The following is a 20,304-nucleotide window of genomic DNA, read 5'->3' as shown; positions in this document are numbered from 1 at the left end:
GCGGCAGCGGTCACCCGCGGGTCAGAGCAACGGCGGCGCGGGATCCGCGGCGGCGGACTCCGCCGCCCGCTGCAACGCACTGGCCAGGAGGGCGAGGTCGGTGGGGCCGTTGCCGAGCTCGCGGACCGGCCGGCGGGTGGGCGGGTCGCCCATGCGGTCCCACTCGAGAGGGACGACGGTGGGGCGCAGGGTCGCCGTCCGCGGGATGCGGCCGCTGACCCGGCCGGCCTGGAAGGCGGTGACGGCCCCGTCGGGGCGGCGCAGATAGCCGCGGCCGGGCAGGGTGTCGTCCAGGCCGGCCGGTTCCTCGACGGCCACCAGGAGAGCCGCGGACTCCGGCTCCTCCGTGCGCAGCGCGATGCGCAGCCGTGCGGCGTCGTCCGCCTCGGTCCCGGCCGTGCGCTCCGGACGGCCGGTGGCGGCGACCAGGTGCACTCCGAGGCGCTCGCCGTCGCGGGCCACGCTCTCCAGGGCGCGGACGACGGAGCCGGCGGCGGGCCGTCCGGGGCTGCCCAGGGCGGGTGCGACGAGCGCGTCGAAGTCGTCGACCACGACAACGAGGCGGGGCAGCGGTTCCGCGGTGCGCGTCTGGACGCGGACGGCGCCTTGGGGCTGCGTCTCCCCCGCGGCGGCCGGCGCGCGGCTCGGTTCGGCCTGGCGCGGCACCACCGGCGCACGGTGGCGGTCGTGCCACTGCCGGAAGTCCAGTCCGTCCAGCAGCCCCTCGCGCCGTTTCAGCTCCGCGGCCAGGGCCTGCGCGAACTCGCGCATCCGGACCGGGTCCGACGCGCACAGATACGTGGACACGTGCGGCAGGTCGGTACAGACCCGCAGGCCCTCGCCGCGCTCGGTGCCGACGCCGTCGACCAGGACGAGGGCCAGCCGGTCCGGGCGCTCGGCGGCGGCCAGGGCGGCGGCCACGGAACGCAGCAGCTCGGTCTTGCCCGAGCCGGGCGCGCCGCCGACCAGCAGGTGGGGGCCTTCGGTGACCAGGTCGACCAGGACGCGGCCGCCGGGGCCGGCACCGAGGACGGCCGCGGCGGCACCGCCGGAGGGCGCGGGCTCGGCCCAGCGGGCGGCGATCTTGGCCGGGGTGGCCAGGGCGAGGTCCAGTTCGTCCAGGAGGCGGGCGGTGCGCGGCAGCGCGGAGCGGGTGACGCGAGGCGCGGCGGCGTCGCCTTCGCGCAGCGGCGCCAGGGCCCGTGCGAAACGCTCGGCCCAGGCGGTGGAGACCGCCTCGACCGTCATCCGTTCCGGGCCGTGCGGCTCGATGCGCAAGGTGGTGGCGACATCGCCCTCCAGCACGGCGACGGCGCCGCATTGGGCGGCCAGCCGCTCCTGGCTCTCGGCCAGGCACAGCACATGGACGCCGACGGACGGCCCCGTGGCGGCGATCCGGTCGACGGCCTCCCCCAGATAGGCCGAGCCCGGGTCGCCGTCCACGACCAGCAGGGTGTGCGGTCCCTCGCGGTCGGCGGCGGCCTTCGCGACCGCCTCGGGGGTCGCCGTCGCCCAGCCGGTCCCGAGCGGGCCCTCCTCGATCCGCCGGACCAGCTCGCCGACGCGGGCCTCGGCCTGCTCGCGGTCGGTCGCGGTCAGCAGGCGGCAGTCCTGGCCGTGGGCGGGGCGCAGATGCGGCAGCCAGTGCAGCCAGGCCCACTCCTCGGCGCGCTGTTCCGCGGGGCGGGAGCGGTCGGCGGCCAGCAGGGCGATCTCCAGCGCGCCGGGCGCGTGCAGGGCGCACAGCTGGGCGATCACGGCCCGGGCGAGCCCGGTGAGCCGGGGGCGGGGGCCGGCGAGGCCGAGCACCTGGGTGTGCGGGTCGCGCAGGTCGATGGTGAAGGGGACGGCGGGCAGCGTGCGGTAGCCGTCCTCGGCGGGGAGATCGGCGGTGCCCAGACGAACCGTCAGCGAGTCGGGGTGGCCGGGGGCGCGCTCCCACAGCCGCGGGCCCGGCCCGAGGGCGGTCAGCAGCACGGCCGCGGGGTCGGGCCAGCGGTCGCGCAGCCCGGCGGCGTCGGTGAGGGCGTGGCCAAGGCCTACGGCTCCGCCCGGCCCCGTGCCGTCGGGAAGGGGACGCCCCGCGGCCAGCCGCCGGGCCCAGCTTCCTATGGCCCCGGCCATCCGGCTCCCGGCCTCGGCGGCCCGCCCCGCGGTCCTGCGGCCCTGCGCGGGCAGTACCACCCGTGTCTGCTCGGACAGGCCGCGCTGCGGGGTGTCGCGGCGGCCCCCTCCGGCGGCGACGTGCGTCCGGGGGGGTGCTGCGAGTGCCGGGGACGCCTCCGCGGGAGCCGCGGCGGGACGGGCGTCGGGCGCGGCCCCGCCCAGGGGATCGGACGGGCCGGCGTCGCCGGTCCGATCGGAGCGGTCCGCGGGACCCGCGGACCGCGCGGGCCGCCAGGCGGCCACGGCATCGCCTTCGGGCCAGGAGGCCGGCGGGAGGCTGACGTGCAGATGGCCCTCGGTGTCCGGGACGGCGGGGATGGACGCCGGAGGCGGCGGCACCGTGGACCCGGGCGGGGTGGGTTCCAGCTGGAGGACGGACTCGCCGATGCGCAACAGGGCCCCGGGATCAAGAGGGACACCGCGGGGGCCGACGGGCCGGCCGTCGAGCGTGGTGCCGTTCGTGGAGCCGAGGTCGTGGACGGTGACCCGCCCCCCGGCGTCCACGGTGATGGCGCAGTGCAGCCGGGAGACGTCGGGGTCGTCCAGGGGGACGTCCGCGTCGGCGGACCGCCCGACGCGGATCTGCCCGCCCTGGAGCAGGTGGACCCCGCCGGCGTCGGGACCGCTTATGACGTGGAGCCGGGCGGCGGCGGAGGGGCGCTCCTCGTGGTGGCCGTCGGCGGGCGCGTGCAGGGAGAGCACGGCGCCGTCGAGCAGCGGCGGCACGCCGAGCACGGCGGTGGCCGGGTCCAGCCGCTCGGCCCCCGCGTACAGCGGAGGCAGCGACCTCAGGGAGGTTGTGGACCGCGCGGGCTGCCCGGAGCTGCCGGTGCCGGAGGTCAGGGCACCCGCCACGGCCCCCAGGAGGGTGCCCACGGGCGCGGTGACGAGCACGTCGGAGGAGCGCGCCCCCCGGCCGCCGCGCGGCCCGAGAACGGTCAGCCGGATCTGCATCTCCGTCCACGGTCCCTTCTGCCCGGTCCGACGGCAGGAAGGGGCCTTGCCCCACCGACCGTGCCCGGGCACATCGACACGTACAAGAGCGAACCGACCGGCTCCCGTTGCTCAGCGATCCGCGATCCGCACGCGCATCCTCCCACTCGCCACCGACAGCCTGCCGCCGGTGCCCACCTTCACGATCTTGAATGATCAGCATTGGGCGGAAAAAGCAACCAAACGACCGTACTCCGCGTCCTTATCCCACGCCCGCCCCGTGCGTGAACGAGCTCCGCTCCCATGACACGGCACTACAGTGGGCGCACACAGGCCACGGACCAGGCCAAGATCCAGGGAGTGCGAGACGTGCGGCCGGTAGGCAGCAAATACGAACTGGTGGAGCCGCTGGGACGCGGCGCCACGGGCACCGTGTGGCGCTCCCATGTGCGGGACACCGGCGAGACCGTCGCGATCAAGGTGCTCAAGGAAGAGCTCGCCGGCGACCCCGACGTCGTGATGCGCTTCCTCCGGGAGCGCTCGGTGCTGCTGCGGCTGCGCCACCCGCACATCGTCCGCGTGCGGGACCTGGTCGTCGAGGGCGACCTGCTGGCCCTGGTGATGGACCTGATCGACGGCCCGGACCTCTACCGGCACCTGCGCGAGAACGGTCCGTTCTCCCCCGTGGGCGGCGCCCTGCTGACCGCGGCCATCGCCGACGCGCTCGCCGCCAGCCACGCCGACGGCGTCGTGCACCGCGACCTGAAGCCCGCCAACGTACTGCTGGCCACAGTCACCGGTCCCGACGGCAGCGCCCAGATGCACCCGATGCTGACCGACTTCGGCATCGCGCGACTGGCCGATTCGCCCGGCCTCACCCGCACCCACGAATTCGTGGGTACCCCCGCCTACATAGCGCCGGAATCCGCCCAGGGCCGCCCGCAGACCTCCGCGGTGGACATCTACGGCGCCGGCATCCTGCTGTACGAGCTGGTCACCGGTCGCCCGCCGTTCCACGGCGAGAGCGCTCTCGAAGTGCTGCAACGGCATCTCAGCGCGGAACCGCGCCGCCCCACGACCGTCCCGGAACCCCTGTGGACGGTCATCGAGCGCTGCCTGCGCAAGGAGCCCGCCGAGCGTCCCAGCGCCGAGAACCTGGCCCGCGCCCTGCGCGTGGTGGCCGCGGGCGTGGGCGTCCACGCCTCCCCGGCCCAGGCCGAGGCCGCCATCGGTGTGGCCGCGCTGCTCGCGCCCGACCCGGCGCCGGCGACCGTCCCTGACACCCCGCTCGTGCCGCCGGGCACCGCCGACCCCACCCAGGTGCTGCCGAACCGCTCGCCGATGGCGGGGTACGACCCGACGGCCGCCACGAGCGTGCTGCCCTCCGGCGCGGCCCAGGGCGGCGCCGACGCGACCCAGGTCATCCCCGGAGGTTCCGCGGCCGGCGGCGACGGCACCCGTGTGATGCCCCCGGTGCCGGGCGGCCCGCCGAACGAGGCGCCGCAGGGTCCGCACCCGTGGGAGTCGCAGCTCAACCGGGCCCGGGCACGCGCCGAGCAGACCGAGATCCAGTACCTGGACCCCGAGCAGGACCCCCTGCGCCGCCGCCCGCGCCGCCAGCAGGCCGCGCAGCCCCCGCAGTCCTACCAGCAGCAACAGCAGCAGCCCGGCGGGCAGGGGTACGCGCCCCAGCAGCCCCACCAGCAGCCGCAGCATCAGCAGCCCCAGCGCCCGCCGCAGCACCGCCAGCCGCAACCGCAGCAGTACGCCCCGCCGCAGCCGCAACCGCAGCAGTACGCGCCCCGGCCGCAGCAGCCGGCGCCGCGCTACGAGCAGCCGCAGCCCCGGCGGTACGAGCCGCAGCGGCCGCCGGCCCCCGAGCCGCCGCCGGCCCGCGAACCGCGCGGGCGCAGCGCCAACCCGATGCGCATCCCGGGCCTGGGCTGTCTCAAGGGCTGCTTCACGATGATCGTCGTCCTGGTCGTCATCTTCCTGCTGGCCTGGTACTTCGGGCCGCTGCAGGGCTGGTTCGACACCGGCAAGGGCCTGTGGGACACCGTCTCCATGTGGGTGAGCGACATCTGGAACGGGGTCAAGTCGCTGGGGGACTCCACCGGCAGCACTCCTCCCAACCAGTAGCGGCCGGGGGCGCGACAGTGCACCGCGCGCCCCCTCCGCCCCCGCGTCCCCGCGTCCCCGCGTTCAGAGGATGACGGCGGAAAAATCTGAGAGCGTTTTCAAACGCCACGTCTTGACGCTTCGTCAGCCCGGGCGGACAGTGAACTGCCCGGGCAGCCCCCCCTTCACGCGCTCCCCCGCCTCTCCCCACAGGAGGACTTGTCATGCGCGCGTCCAAAATTCCCGTCCGGGCCGGCGCGGCCGCACTGCTCGCGCTCGCCGCGGCCCTCGCCGGACCGGCCTCGGCCAGCGTCCCCCCGCCCAGCACCGGCTGGTCCCTGACCTGGAGCGACGACTTCACCGGCGGCGCCGGGTCGGCTCCCTCCAGCGCGGACTGGATCACCGACACCGGCACCTCCTATCCCGGCGGCCCCGCGAACTGGGGCACCGGCGAGGTCCAGACGTACACCGCGAACAGCACCAATCTCCAGCAGGACGGCGGCGGCAACCTCCGCATCACCCCGGTCCGCGACGGCTCCGGCCGCTGGACCTCCGCCCGGATCGAGACCCGCCGCACCGACTTCCAGGCGACCGCGGGCGGCCGCGCCCGCATCGAGGCGCGCATCCAAATGCCGAACGTGACCGGCGCCGCGGCGGCCGGCTACTGGCCCGCGTTCTGGACGCTCGGCGCCGACTACCGCGGCAACTACCAGAACTGGCCCGGCATCGGCGAGTTCGACATCATGGAGAACGTCAACGGGATCAACCAGGTCTGGGGCACGCTGCACTGCGGCGGCAATCCCGGCGGTCCCTGCAACGAGACCAACGGCCTCGGCGCCACCCGCGTGTGCCCCGGCAGCGCCTGCCAGGGCGCGTTCCACACGTACACCTTCGAGTGGGACCGCAGTGTCAGCCCCGAGACGCTGCGCTGGTACGTGGACGGCGTGCAGTACCACTCCGTCAACGCCTCGCAGATGGACGCGGCGACGTGGGCCAACGCCACCCACCACGGCCACTTCGTGCTGCTGAACGTGGCGATGGGCGGTGCCTTCCCCAACGGCGTCGCGGGCAGCGGCACTCCGACCGGTTCGACCGCCTCGGGTGTGCCCATGCTGGTCGACTACGTGGCGGTCTGGAACTCCACGGGCAGCGGCGGGGGTGGCGGCGGAGGAGGCACCGGCGCCTACGGCACCCTCCAGGCGGAGTCGTACGCCGCCCAGTCCGGCACCGCCACCGAGACCACGACCGACACCGGGGGCGGCCAGGACGTCGGCTGGATCGCGGGCGGCGACTGGCTGCGTTACAACGCCGTCGACTTCGGCTCCACCGGCGCCCACCAGTTCAAGGCCCGGGTCGCCTCCGGCGCCGCGGCAGGGGTGAGCGGTCTGGTCGAGGTACGACTGGACAGCCCCGCCGCGACCCCCGTCGGCAGCTTCTCGGTCGGCAGTACCGGGGGCTGGCAGAACTGGACGACGGTCCCCGCCAACACCTCCACGATCACCGGGACGCACGACGTCTATCTGACCTTCGCCAGCGGTCAGCCCGCCGACTTCGTCAATCTCAACTGGTTCACGTTCACCACCTGAGACTGCCGATGCTGGTGATTTGTCGACTTCTGGAGGGTGATTTCTTCCGCAGAAGCCGCACTCACCCCCGACTGGTTCCCCCAACCGGCTCGCATCCGCGTAGCTTTGTCGCCAACACGACGGCACGTCGGAGGAGTCGGAGCAGCCTTGGGACGGAAGATCGGCAGCCGGTACACCGCGCACCAGGTGCTGGGGCGCGGGTCCGCCGGCACGGTGTGGCTGGGCGAGGGCCCCGAGGGCCCGGTCGCCATCAAGCTGCTGCGCGAGGACCTCGCCTCCGACCAGGACCTCGTCGGCCGCTTCGTCCAGGAGCGCACCGCACTGCTGGCACTGCACCACCCGCACATCGTCGGAATCCGTGACCTGGTGGTCGACGGCTCCGACCTGGCGCTCGTCATGGACCTCGTACGCGGCACCGACCTGCGCTCCCGCCTGGAGCGGGAGCGCAGGCTCGCCCCCGAGGCCGCCGTCTCCGTCACCGCCGACGTCGCCGACGGCCTGGCGGCCGCGCACGCGGCGGGCGTCGTCCACCGCGACGTGAAGCCGGAGAACGTCCTACTGGACTCCGCCGCGCCGCCCGGACCGGGCGGGGCGCCCCCGGCCCTGCTGACCGACTTCGGCATCGCCCGGCTGGTGGACTCCCCGCGCCGCACCCGCGCCACCCGCATCATCGGCACCCCGGACTACCTGGCCCCGGAGATCATCGAGGGCCTGCCGCCGCGGGCCTCCGTCGACATCTACGCGCTCGCCACCGTCCTGTACGAACTGCTGGCCGGCTTCACCCCGTTCGGCGGCGGTCACCCCGGCGCCGTGCTGCGCCGCCATGTCACCGAGTCGGTGGCGCCGCTGCCCGATCTCCCCGACGAGCTGTGGCAGTTGCTCTCCCAGTGCCTGGCCAAGGCGCCGGCCTCGCGGCTGACGGCAGCGGAAGTGGGCGCACGGCTGCGGGAGTTGCTGCCGGACCTGGCCGGGCTGCCGCCGCTGGAGGTGGACGCGCCCGGCGACCACCACCACGAGGACGCGGGCGGCTTCGGCACGGAACGGTCGGGCACCGGCGAGCCGTACGACCCGCCGGCCGGCCGCCGGCGCGGCGCGGTCCCGCTGGTCAGGGGCGCCGCACCGGACTCCACCCGGGACACGCACACCAGCATCAAGCTGCCGACCGCCGAGGAGCTCGCCGCCGGCCGCACCGCGGACGACGACCCCCGCGGCACCCGGCCCCGCCACCGGCACCGGGCCGTCGCGGAATCGCCGCAGCGCCGCCGGGCCAAGCTCGGGGCCGCCGCGGCGGCGGCCCTGGTGGCCGCGGGGCTCGGCGGCTGGGCCATCGCCGCCTCCGGCTCCGACGACGGCGGCTCCACCAGCCGCGAGGACCGCGAACCGGGCGACTCCACGACGCACGCGCCCACCCCCACCGCGCCCACGGGCGCCGCGGCCTCCCCGCAGGGCGCCGTCAGGTCCCCGGCCGACGCCGCCGATGCCGCGGACGGGACCGGGGAGGCGTCACTGCACTGGTCGGGGCTGAAGTCGCTGCCGCCGCTCCCGGTCGCCGGCGTCGAGACCACCGGCCGGCCGCGGGCGGTCGCTGCCGCCGGGGCGACGTACGTCTTCACCCGGGGCACCGACCGGAACCTGTGGTACCTGGTGGACGGCGGCTGGCACCGGCTCACCGGGATAAGCGTCGCCGACGACCCCTCCGCCGTCTCCTCGCGCGCCGGGCAGCTCGACGTGTTCGCGCTCGGCACCGACCACAAGGTCTACCGGCGCACCCTCACCGACGGCGCCTGGGGCGGCTGGTACCAGGTCGACCAGCCCGCCACCTTCGACACCACCCCGGCCGCCGCGTCCTCCGCCCCCGGCAGGATCGATCTGGTCGCCCGCTCCAGCGGCGACCTGGTCACCTCCTCCTGGGTCGACGGCCGCTGGAACGCCTGGGCGCTGGTGCCCACCGCCGGCCGCATCACCTCCGCGCCCGGTCTGGTCTCGCGCGCCTCCGGCACCCTGGACGCCTTCGTCGTGCGCAAGGCGGACGGGGCCGTGCTGCGCCTGCCGTATGTCAACGGCGCCTGGCGGCCCTCGGAACCGGTCATGGGACTGGACGCGACCGGCCGCCCGGAGGCCGCCGTGTCCGGGGGCCGGCTGTACGTCCTGGCCCCGTCGGACGGCGGCAGGCTGACCGCCGCCGTGGGCGCGGGCTCCGGCTGGGCGCCCGTCCCGGTGAGCACCACGAGCCACTCCGGCGCCGCGCTCACCGGGTCCGCGAAAGCCCTCACCCTCTACGTCCGCCGTGCCGACGGCACCCTCGCCCGTTCGACCGGTTCGCCGGTCACATGAAGGTCACGATCGAACGGCCGTACGCGTGGGCGGTATTGCGGCGGTTATCAGACCGGGCGTAACACTGAACGCGGAACAGCGGATGACGCGGGACGGGACGCCCGGCGCAGCTGCCTCGGCCTACTGGCGGCTGCCATCGCGGCGCGGGTCCGCGCTGAGCGGATGGCGCCTCGCGGGGCGGGCCGGCGGCGGCGTGCTGCGCGTGTTCCTCGTGCTGGTCGCGCTGTTCTGGCTGATGCCGACCGTGGGCCTGCTGCTCTCCTCGTTCCGCGGGCCGGTGGACATCGCCGCCTCGGGCTGGTGGAAGGTGTTCACCGCGCCCTCGCAGCTGACCGCCGCCAACTACCGGGAGCTGCTGGGCAACGACGCCGTCACCTCCTCGCTGCTCAACACCGCGCTGATCACGGTGCCGGCCACGCTGCTCGTGGTGGTCATCGGGTCGCTGGCGGGCTACGCCTTCGCCTGGATGGAGTTCCCGGGCAGGGACTGGCTGTTCCTGCTGGTCGTGGGGCTGCTGGTGGTGCCGGTGCAGATCGCACTGGTCCCGGTGGCCAGGCTGTTCGGGGACATCGGGATGTTCGGCGACATCATCGGCGTCGTCCTGTTCCACACCGGCTTCGGCCTGCCCCTCGCGATCTTCCTGCTGCGCAACTTCTTCGCGGAGATCCCGCGGGAGCTGCTGGAGGCCGCGCGGCTGGACGGGGCGGGCGAGCTGCGGCTGTTCGCGCGGGTGATCATGCCGCTGGGCGGTCCCGCGATCGCCTCGCTCGGCATCTTCCAGTTCCTGTGGGTCTGGAACGACATGCTGGTGGCGCTGATCTTCTCCAACGCCGACTCGCAGCCCATCACCGTCGCGCTGCAGCAGCAGGTCAGGCAGTTCGGCAACAACATCGACATCCTGGCGCCGGGCGCCTTCGTGTCGATGGTGGTCCCGCTGGTCGTCTTCTTCGCCTTCCAGCGGCAGTTCGTCTCCGGCGTCATGGCGGGCGCCGTGAAGTAGGCACGCGGGGCCGGGGCCCCGGCAACACTCCGTGGCCGGAACGGTCGCCGGACGCGGCACGCCCATCGGGATATAACGGGCATAAGCCGCGTACGTCGATCCTACGGATGTGCTGCCTTGCCCCGGTTCAGCGTCATCGTGCCCGTCCACAAGGTGCAGGCCTATCTGCACGAGTGCCTGGAGTCCGTCCTCGGGCAGAGCTTCACCGACCTCGAGCTGATCGCCGTCGACGACCGCTCCCCCGACGGCTGCGGCGCGATCATCGACTCCTTCGCGGCCCGCGACCGCCGGGTCACCGCCGTGCACCTGGCCGAGAACACCGGCCTCGGGCGGGCCCGCAACGCCGGCATCGCCCACGCCACCGGCGAGTACCTGCTCTTCCTCGACGGCGACGACACCCTCGCCCCCGGCGCGCTGCGGGCCGTCGCCGACCGGCTGGCCGAGACGGCCGGACCCGACGTGCTGGTCTTCGGCCACGCCCGCGCCTACTGGGACGGCCGCGTCGCCGGCGACGGGCGCGGCCGGCTGCTGTCCCACGAAGGACCGCCGCCCGGCCCCCTCGCCGACCGCCCCGAACTGCTGCGGCTGCTGCCGGTGGCCTGGAACAAGGCCTACCGGCGGGAGTTCGTCCAGCGCCGCGGCCTGTCCTTCCCGCCCGGCTGGTACGAGGACGTGCCCTGGACGTACCCGGCGCTGCTCGGCGCCGAGAGCGTCGCGGTGCTGGACCGGGTCTGCGTGCACTACCGGCAGCGCCGCCGGGGCAGCATCCTGTGCACCACCAGCACCCGCCACTTCGACGTCTTCGACCAGTACGAGCGGCTCTTCGACTTCCTCGACCGCCATCCCGTGCATGATCCGTGGCGGCCCGCGCTCTTCCGGCGGATGGCCGACCACCTGCTGCTGATCTACAACAGCCCCGGCCGGCTGCCCCGTTCGTCGCGCGCCGCGTACTTCAAGCGCTGCGGCCTCGCCCTGCGCCGGCTGCGGCCGCAGGAGCCGGGCCGGGGCGGCGGCGGGCCCCGGCGGCTGCTGGTGCGGCTCGGCGCCCGCCATGTCTTCGACGCCGTACGGGCCGCCGGCACGCTGCGGCGGCGGCTGCGCGCGCTGGCGGGAGGCGCCCGCCTCGCGGGGCGCGCGGCCGCCCTGCGGACGCACTACCGCCTCCAGCGGCACCGGTCCCTGGACCCGCAGTTGGCGGTATTCGCCGCCGACCGGTACGGCGGCTACGCCTGCAACCCCGCCGCCGTGGAGACCGCCGTCCGCGGCCTCGCCCCGCACCTGCGCACGGCCTGGATCACCACGCCCGAGCACGCCGGCACGCTGCCGCCCGGGGTGCGCCGGCTCCAGCCGGACTCGCCCGCGTACTGGACGGCGCTGGCCCGCGCCACGTACCTGGTCAACAACGTCAACTTCCCCCACGCGTACGCCAAGCGCCCCGGCCAGGTGAACCTGCACACCCACCAGGGCACACCGCTCGGCCACATGGGCCTGGACGTGCAGGGCGATCCCGCCGCCTCGGCCGGCCGGGACTTCGCCCGCATGCTCGCCCACACCGACCGCTGGGACCACTGCCTGTCCGCCAACCCGCACTCCTCCGTCGTCTGGGAGCGCGCCTACCCGGCCGGCTACGTCACCCTGGAGTACGGCCAGCCCCGCAACGACGTGCTGTTCCGGGCCTCCGCGGACGACGTGCTGCGTCTGCGCGCCGCCCTCGGACTGCCCGAGGGCGTCACCGCCCTGCTGTACGCCCCGGCCCACCGCGGCCAACGGCACGGCTTGCGCCCGCCCGCCGACCCCGCCCGCCTGGGCCGGGAACTCGGCCCCGGATTCGTGATCCTGTACCGGGCGCCGCGTGAGCACCTGGAGCGCGGGTGCGCGACCGGCCTCCCCGAGGACCTGCCCGGCAACGTGCTCGACGTCTCCGCGCACCGGAGCGTGCAGGAGCTGTGCCTGGCCTCCGACGGGCTGATCACCGACTACGCGCCCCTGATGTTCGACTACGCCGTCCTGGACCGGCCGGTCGTGGTGCACGCCGAGGACGGGACGGCCCACCGCATCGCGCGCGGCGCCTACCTCGACATCACCGCCGAGCCGCCGGGGCCGGTCGCCGGCTCCGCTGACGAACTCCTCGACATCCTCCGCACCGGCGCCTGGCGCGGCCCGGAGTCCACCCGGCTGCGGGCGGCCTTCCGGGCGCGCTACTGCCCGTGGGACGACGGGCACGCGGCCGAGCGGGTCGTGCGCCGGGTCTTCCTGGGCGAGCCGGGCGGCCTGCCCCCGGTCCTGCCGCCGGAGGCCCGCCGGCCGGCCCCCGCCCCGGAGCAGGCCCGGGTCCAGGCCCACGAGCGGTCCCGCGCGCAGGAGTCCGGCGGGGTGTACGACCAGACCCGCGATCCGGCACCCGGCACCCGGCACCCGGCGGCTGACGGCTGACGGCCTCCGGCGGCCGAAAGTGCCCGGCGGTTCACCCGTTCGGCCCAGTGGAGGTGACCGACGCGGCCGGGGCGAGTTGAACCCCTCGTCCCCGCACGCCGCCCGTACCCGGAGAGGGTCACGTCAGCCGATGGCCTCGCGCACGCCCCGCCTCACCGTCGTCGTCCCGGTCCACAACGTCGAGGCGCACGTGGCGGAGTGCCTGCGCTCGGTGGCCGCGCAGACCCTCGGCGCGCTCGACGTGGTGATCGTGGACGACGGCTCCACGGACGCGGGCGCCGACATCGCCCGCTCCTTCGCCGGCCGCGACCCCCGCTTCCGGCTGGTCCGCCAGGACGCCGCGGGCCTGGGCCACGCCCGCAACACCGGCGTCCGGCACGCCGATCCCGGCACCTCCTACCTCGCCTTCCTCGACGGGGACGACGTCCTGCCGCCGCGCGCGTACGAGACGCTGGTGGGGATGCTGGACGCCTCCGGCTCGGACTTCGCCACCGGCAACGCCTGGCGGCTCACGGAGGACGGCCGTACCGAGGCCTGGCCGCGGCGCGACCTGACCCGGAACGTGCCGCGCACCCACATCACCCGGGACCCGGGCCTGCTCTCCGACCGCGCCGCCTGGAACAAGGTCTTCCGCCGCGACTTCTGGGAACGTCACCACCTCGCCTTCCCCGAGGGCGTGTCGTACGAGGAAGCCCCGCTCACCCTCCCCGCGCACTTCCTCGCCGAGGCCGTGGACGTCCTGCGCGACCACGTCTGCTACCGGCGGGCCGACGCCGATTCGCTGACCCGGCGCCGCACCGGCGCGCGGGGCGTGCGCGGTGTCGAGGACCGCATCTGCGCCGTCGACTCGGTCAGCCGCTTCCTCGGCGACCCGGCACGCCCCGCCTGGGGCGCGTACAAGCGCGCCTACGACCGCACGGTGCTCACCGACGACCTGCAGGACCTCGTCGAGGCGCTGCCGACGGCAGGACCGGAGTACCGGCGGGTGTTCATGGCGCGCTGCCGGGACTTCCTCGCCCGCACCGACCCCGGTGTCTTCCCCGAACTCCCCGTCGACCAGCGGATCATCTGGCACCTGGTCGTCAAGGACCGGCTCGACGACCTCGTCGCGTTCCTGGACCACCAGCGGGCCAACCCCGCCGGCTTCTCCGTCGCCGGCCCGCCGCTGCGCAAGCGCGCGGTGGTCGCCGCCGCGGACGGCACCCCGATGGCGCTGCCCCCCTCCGTGGTGCGGCTGCGTCGCGCGGACCTGTCCGTGCACGCCGAGGTCGCCGAGGTGGCCCGGGAGAACGGCCGGCTGGTGCTGCGCGGTCACGCCTACCTGCACCACATCGACGCGGGGCGGCCCGGCGACGCCCACATCACCGCCGTGGCTCTCAACGGGCGGCGGCACCGGGTCAAGGCCCTGCTGCTGCCGGTGCGCATCCACCAGGAACCGGCCGCGACCGTCAACTCCCGCCAGGAGGAACACTGCTACGACTGGTCGGGCTTCGAGATCACCGTCGACCCGGCGCGGCTGCGGCCCGGCCGGTGGCGGATCGCGGTGGTGGTCGCGGCGAGAGGCGTCATCCGCACGGCGGGGCTGCGCGCCGCGGACTCCGGTTCGGGTGCCTCCCCGCAGTCCTACCCCGCGGGCGACGGGACCCGGGTGGTGCCGTACCACCGGGCCGGGCGACTGCACCTGTCGGTGGACCCGGTGACCCGGACGGTGGTGGACCACCGGGCGGCCTCCGACGGGACGGTGGAACTGGACGTCACCGGCGCGCCGGACGCCACCGCGCTGCGCCTGACGCTCGCCTCGACGCGGGCGGTCCTCACGTATCCGCTTCAGGACGCGGACCACGACGTCCGCCGGGTCCGCGTGCGCCTCGCCGACCTCGGGGACGCCCGGCCCGCGCTGGAACCCGGCCCCCGGCAGATCGCCCCGGAGACCACCGAGACATGGGAGGCCGTCCTGATGCGGCCGGGCCGTACCGAACCGGTCCATCTCGACGGGGATCTGCCGGCCGGCCACTACCCGCTCGGCACGGACGCCCGGTTCGGCGGCGTCCGCCGCACGCTGCTGGTCGAGGCCGACACCACGGGCCGGCTGGTGCTGCGCGACCGCACGCCCCAGCCGGTCGTGGACGCCGTCGGCTGGACCGCCGAGGGCGCCCTCGTGCTCACCGGGCGGCTGGCGCCGGACACCGCCCCCGGCCGGACCGAGCTGGTCCTGCGGCACGGCACGTTCAGCGCCGAGCACGCCTTCCCCGTGCACCTGGACGGCACCGCCGCGCCCCTGGACCCGAAGGACCGGGCGCGGCACCGCGAGGGGCGCCGCTTCACCGTGACCGTGCGCCCGGGCCGCATCGAGACCCTCGCCGGGACCGTGCCGCTGGCCGAGGGCCGCTGGGACCTGTGGCTGCGTGCCGGCGGGCACGACGCGCCCGTGCGGGTGGCCCCCGGCGCGTTCGACGCGCTGCCGATGGCGGCGGGCTCCGGCGGCAAGGCGTTCACCGTGGACCGGCGCCTGCACGACCGGCTGTTCGTGGAGGCCGGGCCGACCGTGCCGGAGCCGCAGCGCGGCCCGTACCGGCAGCGCGTGCTGCGCGAGACGCACTACCCGCGCACCCGGGGCCTGCCGCGCCGCGAGACCGTGCTGTACAGCTCCTTCGGCGGACGCGACTGCGGCGACTCCCCGCGCGCCGTCCACGAGGAACTGCTGCGCCGCCGCGAGGCCGACGGCCTGGAGCACCTGTGGGTGGTGCGGGACGGCCAGGCCGTACCGCCCGGGACCGCGCGGCCGGTGGTCCTGCACAGCGCGGCCTGGTACGAGGCGCTGGCCCGCAGCCGCTACGTGGTCACCAACACGCATCTGCCGCAGTGGTTCGTCCGCCGCCCCGACCAGTGGGTGCTCCAGACCTGGCACGGCACACCGGTCAAGCGCACCGGCCGCGACCTGGCCGGCACCCTGTGCGCGGGCGTCCCCCACCTGCCCTACCTGCCGCGTCCGCCGCGCGACCCGGGCCGCCAGTGGAGCGTCCTGCTGTCGCCGAACGCGTCCAGCACGGGCGCGCTGCGCACGGCGCTCGCCTTCGACGGCGAGGTCGCCGAGACCGGACTGCCGCGCACCGACGTACTGTTCGCCGACGACCGCGACAAGATCGCCGCCGCGCTGCGGGACCGGCTGGGCGTCCCGCGGGGCCGCACCGTCGTGCTGTACGCCCCGACACGGCGCGACGACCGGGCGTACGACGCCGGCCACTACCGCCGCTCGCCCCACCTGGACCTGGCGGAGGCGCAGGCCGCACTCGGCCGGGACCACGTGCTGCTGTACCGCTCGCACCCGATGGTCGCCGACCGGCTGCGGCCCGGCCGTTCCGGCTTCGTCCGCGACGTGTCCTCCCACCCCGACGCCGCCGAACTGCTGCTGCTCGCCGACGTGCTGGTCACCGACTACGCCTCGCTCGCCGCGGACTTCGCCAACACCGGCCGCCCGATGCTCTTCCTCGTCCCGGACCTGGAGCACGTCCGCGACACGCTGCGCGGCTTCTACCCCGACTTCGAGGCCCAGGCGCCCGGCCCGCTGCTGCACTCCACCGCCGACGTCGCCGGCGCGCTGCGCGACCTGGACACCGTGACGCGGCACAGCGCCGACGCGTACGCCCACTTCCGCGCGACCTTCTGCCACCTGGACGACGGCGGGGCCGCCGCCCGCGCCACCGACCGCCTCCTCGGCCTGCCGGGCACCGCACGCCGCTGAGCCGAACCGCAGCAGTTCACCGATTCCGACAGAACCCAGGATCCCCATGCCCCGCTTCACCGTCATCGTCCCCGTCCACAAGGTCCAGGGCTACCTGCGCGCCTGCCTGGACTCGGTCCTGTCGCAGCCCGTCACCGACCTCGAGGTGATCGTGGTCGACGACCGGTCCCCGGACCACTGCGGCCGCATCGCCGACGAGTACGCGGCCCGCGACCCGCGGGTCGTCGCGGTGCACCACGAGCGCAACCTGGGCGTCGGGCAGGCCCGCAACACCGGCGCCGAGCGGGCCACCGGGGACTACCTGCTCTTCCTCGACGGCGACGACACCCTGGCCCCGGGCTCGCTGGCGGTGGTCGGGCAACGGCTGCGCCTGGACGGCGACCCGGACATCCTCTACTTCGACCATGTGCGCACCTACTGGTGGGACACGGCCGAGAAGAGCCGTTCCCGCGACCTGCTGGCCTCGGCCGGCACCGACGTCTTCAGGGTCACCGAACGCCCCGAATTCCTGCGGCTGTTCGCCATCACCTCCAACCGGGTCTACCGCCGGGACTTCTACCGCGGGCACGGCTTCGCCTTCAGCGACGGCATCTACGAGGACGCTCTGGTCTCGTACAAGACGATGCTCACCGCGGAGCGCATCTCCTGCCTGGACCATGTGGTGCTGGAGTACCGGCAGCGCCGCAGCGGGGCGAGCACCCGCAGCCCGGGGCGGAACCACTTCGTCATCTTCGACCAGTACACGCGGCTGTTCGAGTTCCTCGACGGCGAGGGCCGGGAGCACCTGGCACCGCTGCGGCCGGTGCTCTTCGAACGGGCCGTCAGCCACTTCCTGTTCTGCCTGGGCAACCCCGACCGCATCCCGGCGCGGCTGCGCCGCGAGTTCTTCCGGCTGGCGCGGATCTGGTACGGCAGCCACCTGCCCGAGGGCTTCCGGGCCCCGCCGGAGAAGGCCGTCGCCTACCGCCGCCTGGCCCGCGGCAGCCACTCCCTGATGCGGCTGGCCGCACTGCCCGGCCGGGTCGGGGGAGGCCTCGTCCGCCGCAGGCGCGGGCTGCGGCGCCGGCTCGCACAGCGCGCCAAGGCCGCCCTGTACGCGTACCACCTGCGCCGCCCGCTCGACCCGCGGCTGGCGGTGTACTCGGCGTACTGGGACCGCGGGGTGCTCTGCAACCCGGCCGCGATCTACTGGAAGGCCAGGGAGCTCGCCCCCGGCGTCCGGGGCGTGTGGGTGGTCCGCAAGGCCGACCTGGACCGGGTCCCCGCCGGCGTGGACGCCGTGGTGCCGCACACCCGCCGCTACTGGCGGCTGATGGCCCGCGCCACGTACCTGTTCAGCAACGTCAACTTCCCCAACGAGGTGGTGAAGCGGCCGGGCAGCGTCCATCTGCAGACCCATCACGGCACCCCGCTGAAGAAGATGGGCATCGACCAGCAGCGCTACCCCGCCTCCGCCCGGGGCATGAGTTTCCGCAAGCTGCTGGCCCGGGTGGACCGCTGGGACTTCAGTGTCTCCTCCAACCCGCACTCCAGCGAGGTGTGGGAGCGGGTCTACCCCGCCTCCTGGGAGCACCTGGAGACCGGCTACCCGCGCAACGACGTCTTCCTGACCGCCGGCGCCGCCGAGGTCGCGGCAGCCCGCGCCGCTCTCGGTCTCGCCGACGGCCGCACCGCGATCCTGTACGCGCCCACCACCCGCGACTACCGCAAGGACTGGGCGCCCCGGCTGGACCTCGCCCGGGTGTGCCGCGCGCTGGGCGAGGACTTCGTCGTGATGCCCCGCATCCACTACTTCCACGGCGAGGACCCGGCGCTCAAGGCCCTGCACGAGGAGGGCCTGCTGATCGACGTGTCCCGTCACCCGTCCGTGGAGCAGCTGTGCCTGGCGGCGGACGCCCTGGTCACCGACTACTCGTCGATCATGTTCGACTACGCGCTGCTGGACCGCCCCATCGTCGTCCACGCCGACGACTGGCCGGTCTACCAGGCCTCCCGCGGCGTCTACTTCGACCTGCTGTCGGGTGCGCCCGGCGATACCCCGGGCGCGGTCTCCACCAGCGACGACGAACTGGTCCGGGTCTTCCGCGAGGGCGCCTTCGACGACGGGCGGGCCCGCGCGCTGCGGGCGGCCTTCCGCCGCCGCTTCTGCGCCTTCGACGACGGGCGGGCCGCCGAACGCGTCGTCCGCCGGATCCTCCTCGGCGACGAGACGCCGCTGCCCGTGGTGCCGCTCGACGCCCGCACCCCTGCCCCGGCCCCCGTCCGGCTGCGCTCCGTGCCCCGGCCGACGGCCCCTCGGACCGGCGTGCCCGAGGAAGCCGCCAGTCGGCCGTAGCCTCCTCCCACGAACGGGTGGCCGGGCAGGGACACGTCCCCGTACGGACCCACAGGGGATGCAGCACCGCGCTCCACGATCGAACATCGTGGAGACGAGCTGACGACGGCCGGGAGGGCTGCGTGACCGGCGTTCTGACGACCCAGCGGGACTGGCGCATCCAGACCTACGAGCTGCGCCGGGTGCGGCGCCCCTCGCCGTACCTGATTCTGGGCACCCTGTTCTGGCTGGTGGTGGCCCTGCGGACCTGGGACGCCGTGCCCGCCGCCGACTTCGGGCAGCACGCCGCCGCGATCGAGCGGATCGCGGCGGACTGGCGGCACCCGTCCAACCCGCTGCTCGACATGCCCGGCGCCGGCAGCCCCTACTTCACCCCGTACACGGTGCTGCTGGGGCTGCTGAGCAAGCTCACCGGGGTGCCGGGCTGGCAGTTGCTGAAAGCCTGCGGCCCGCTCAACCTCGCCCTGGTCGTCAGCGGCATCGGCGCCTTCACCCGCACCCTCAGCACGCGCCGCTGGGCGCCGGTGCTGGCCCTGGCGGCGTTCGTGCTGCTGTGGGGACCGGAGCACAAGGAGTGGAGCGGCTTCCTCGGACTGCAGTCGCTGACCCGCGGGCTGACCTACCCGAGCGCGTTCGCGATCGGCCTGACGTTCTGGGCGTGGGCGATCACCGCGATCACCGCGCGGCGGGGCGTCGGCGGGCCGTGGCTGCACACCGGGCTCGGCCTGCTGCTGGGCGTCATCCTGCTCGTCCACCCGTTCACGGCGATGGGCGCCGTCATCGGCGTCGCCGCCCTGGTGCTCGGCCTCCAGCAGACCCCGATCGTCGCCGGGATCCTGGGCCGCTGGGCGCTGACCGCCGCCGTCGCCTTCGCGGTCGCCGGCTGGTGGCCGTACTTCAGCCTCTCCGCGCTGCTGGGCGACCCGACCGTCGACGGGATCCACCGGCAGCTCTACGGCGACCTGTGGCAGTGGTACGGGCTCGCCCTGGCCGGTCTGCCGGCGCTGCTGTACCGGCTGCGGCTGAACCCGCTGGACCCGCTGGTGCTGATGTTCGCCGGGGACTGCGCGGTGGCCGCGTACGGCTGGTTCAGCGGCGAGTACTCCTACGGGCGGATCTTCGGACTGCTGCTGGTGCCGCTGCAGTTCGCGCTGGCGGTCGAACTCGCCGAGGCCCCGCCGTGGACGCTGCTGCGCACGGTGCTGGCGCCCCTCGCCGCCGTGGCGGCCTGTGTGGGCCTGGTGGCGCAGGCGGGCGCGATCGTGCCGACCCGCTTCGTGCCGCCGGCGGTGCACCTGCAACGGCTGAACCACTGGCCGAGCTACCAGTGGGCGCAGCGGCACGTGGCGGCCGAAGACGTCGTACTGACCGACGCCTACGGACCCTCCCACGTCATGCCTGCCTACGGCGCGTTCCTGGTCGCGCCCACCTGGCCCGACCCCTCGACCACCGCGGCGGAGCGGAAGCGCCGCGCGGCCGACGTCCGCACCTTCCTGGCCCCGACGACCGCCCCGGACCTGCGGCAGGCCATCGCCCGCCGCTACCACGTCCGCTGGATCATGACGGCGCCCACGGCCCCCGTCCCGCCGGACGCCTCGCTGGTCGCCACCGGCCCGAAGACGCGGGAGCGGCTGTACCGGATCGGGTGACGGGACAC

The 20,304-nt window shown here is 75.0% G+C and carries 9 protein-coding genes; 8 read left to right on the top strand and 1 reads right to left on the bottom strand.

The window, feature by feature from the left end; all coding sequences use genetic code 11:
- Window positions 1-21: 21 nt before the first annotated feature.
- Window positions 22-3,120 (bottom strand): FtsK/SpoIIIE domain-containing protein, encoded by a 3,099-nt coding sequence (locus RV983_RS22580; RefSeq protein WP_475987559.1) that lies wholly within the window; start codon window positions 3,118-3,120, stop codon window positions 22-24.
- 348 nt (window positions 3,121-3,468) lie between these two features.
- Between RV983_RS22580 and RV983_RS22575 the strand changes: the two genes are divergently transcribed.
- The 8 genes from RV983_RS22575 (at window position 3,469) to RV983_RS22540 (ending at window position 20,296) form a co-directional block, all read left to right on the top strand.
- The gene (locus RV983_RS22575) at window positions 3,469-5,238 is read left to right on the top strand and encodes a serine/threonine-protein kinase (protein WP_475990423.1); all 1,770 of its coding nucleotides are present in this window, start codon (window positions 3,469-3,471) and stop codon (window positions 5,236-5,238) included.
- A 203-nt stretch (window positions 5,239-5,441) separates the two neighbouring features.
- The gene (locus RV983_RS22570) at window positions 5,442-6,803 is read left to right on the top strand and encodes a glycoside hydrolase family 16 protein (protein ID WP_475987558.1); all 1,362 of its coding nucleotides are present in this window, start codon (window positions 5,442-5,444) and stop codon (window positions 6,801-6,803) included.
- Between the two features lie 147 nt (window positions 6,804-6,950).
- Entirely contained in the window at window positions 6,951-9,137 is a 2,187-nt protein-coding gene (locus RV983_RS22565) for a protein kinase domain-containing protein (protein ID WP_475987557.1), read from the top strand.
- Between the two features lie 82 nt (window positions 9,138-9,219).
- Window positions 9,220-10,137, top strand: coding sequence for a carbohydrate ABC transporter permease (locus tag RV983_RS22560; RefSeq protein ID WP_475987556.1), 918 nt, complete (start codon window positions 9,220-9,222; stop codon window positions 10,135-10,137).
- Window positions 10,138-10,254: 117 nt separating this feature from the next.
- On the top strand, window positions 10,255-12,570 hold the full coding sequence (locus RV983_RS22555; protein WP_475987555.1) for a bifunctional glycosyltransferase/CDP-glycerol:glycerophosphate glycerophosphotransferase: 2,316 nt from the start codon (window positions 10,255-10,257) through the stop codon (window positions 12,568-12,570).
- Window positions 12,571-12,700: 130 nt separating this feature from the next.
- Complete coding sequence (locus tag RV983_RS22550; protein WP_475987554.1) at window positions 12,701-16,312, top strand: CDP-glycerol glycerophosphotransferase family protein; 3,612 nt, start codon at window positions 12,701-12,703, stop codon at window positions 16,310-16,312.
- 46 nt (window positions 16,313-16,358) lie between these two features.
- Window positions 16,359-18,647, top strand: coding sequence for a bifunctional glycosyltransferase/CDP-glycerol:glycerophosphate glycerophosphotransferase (locus RV983_RS22545; protein ID WP_475987553.1), 2,289 nt, complete (start codon window positions 16,359-16,361; stop codon window positions 18,645-18,647).
- 122 nt (window positions 18,648-18,769) lie between these two features.
- The gene (locus RV983_RS22540) at window positions 18,770-20,296 is read left to right on the top strand and encodes a hypothetical protein (RefSeq protein WP_475987552.1); all 1,527 of its coding nucleotides are present in this window, start codon (window positions 18,770-18,772) and stop codon (window positions 20,294-20,296) included.
- Window positions 20,297-20,304: the final 8 nt, after the last annotated feature.

The sequence above is a fragment of the Streptomyces sp. RLA123 genome (genome assembly GCF_056270165.1).
This window is presented reverse-complemented; position numbering and strand designations above follow the sequence as displayed.

Coding starts and splice junctions, on each gene's coding strand:
- RV983_RS22545 (WP_475987553.1), top strand. CDS start 16,359: ATGCCCCGCTTCACCGTCATCGTCCCCGTCCACAAGGTCCAGGGCTAC.
- RV983_RS22570 (WP_475987558.1), top strand. CDS start 5,442: ATGCGCGCGTCCAAAATTCCCGTCCGGGCCGGCGCGGCCGCACTGCTC.
- RV983_RS22580 (WP_475987559.1), bottom strand. CDS start 3,120: ATGCAGATCCGGCTGACCGTTCTCGGGCCGCGCGGCGGCCGGGGGGCG.
- RV983_RS22550 (WP_475987554.1), top strand. CDS start 12,701: ATGGCCTCGCGCACGCCCCGCCTCACCGTCGTCGTCCCGGTCCACAAC.
- RV983_RS22560 (WP_475987556.1), top strand. CDS start 9,220: ATGACGCGGGACGGGACGCCCGGCGCAGCTGCCTCGGCCTACTGGCGG.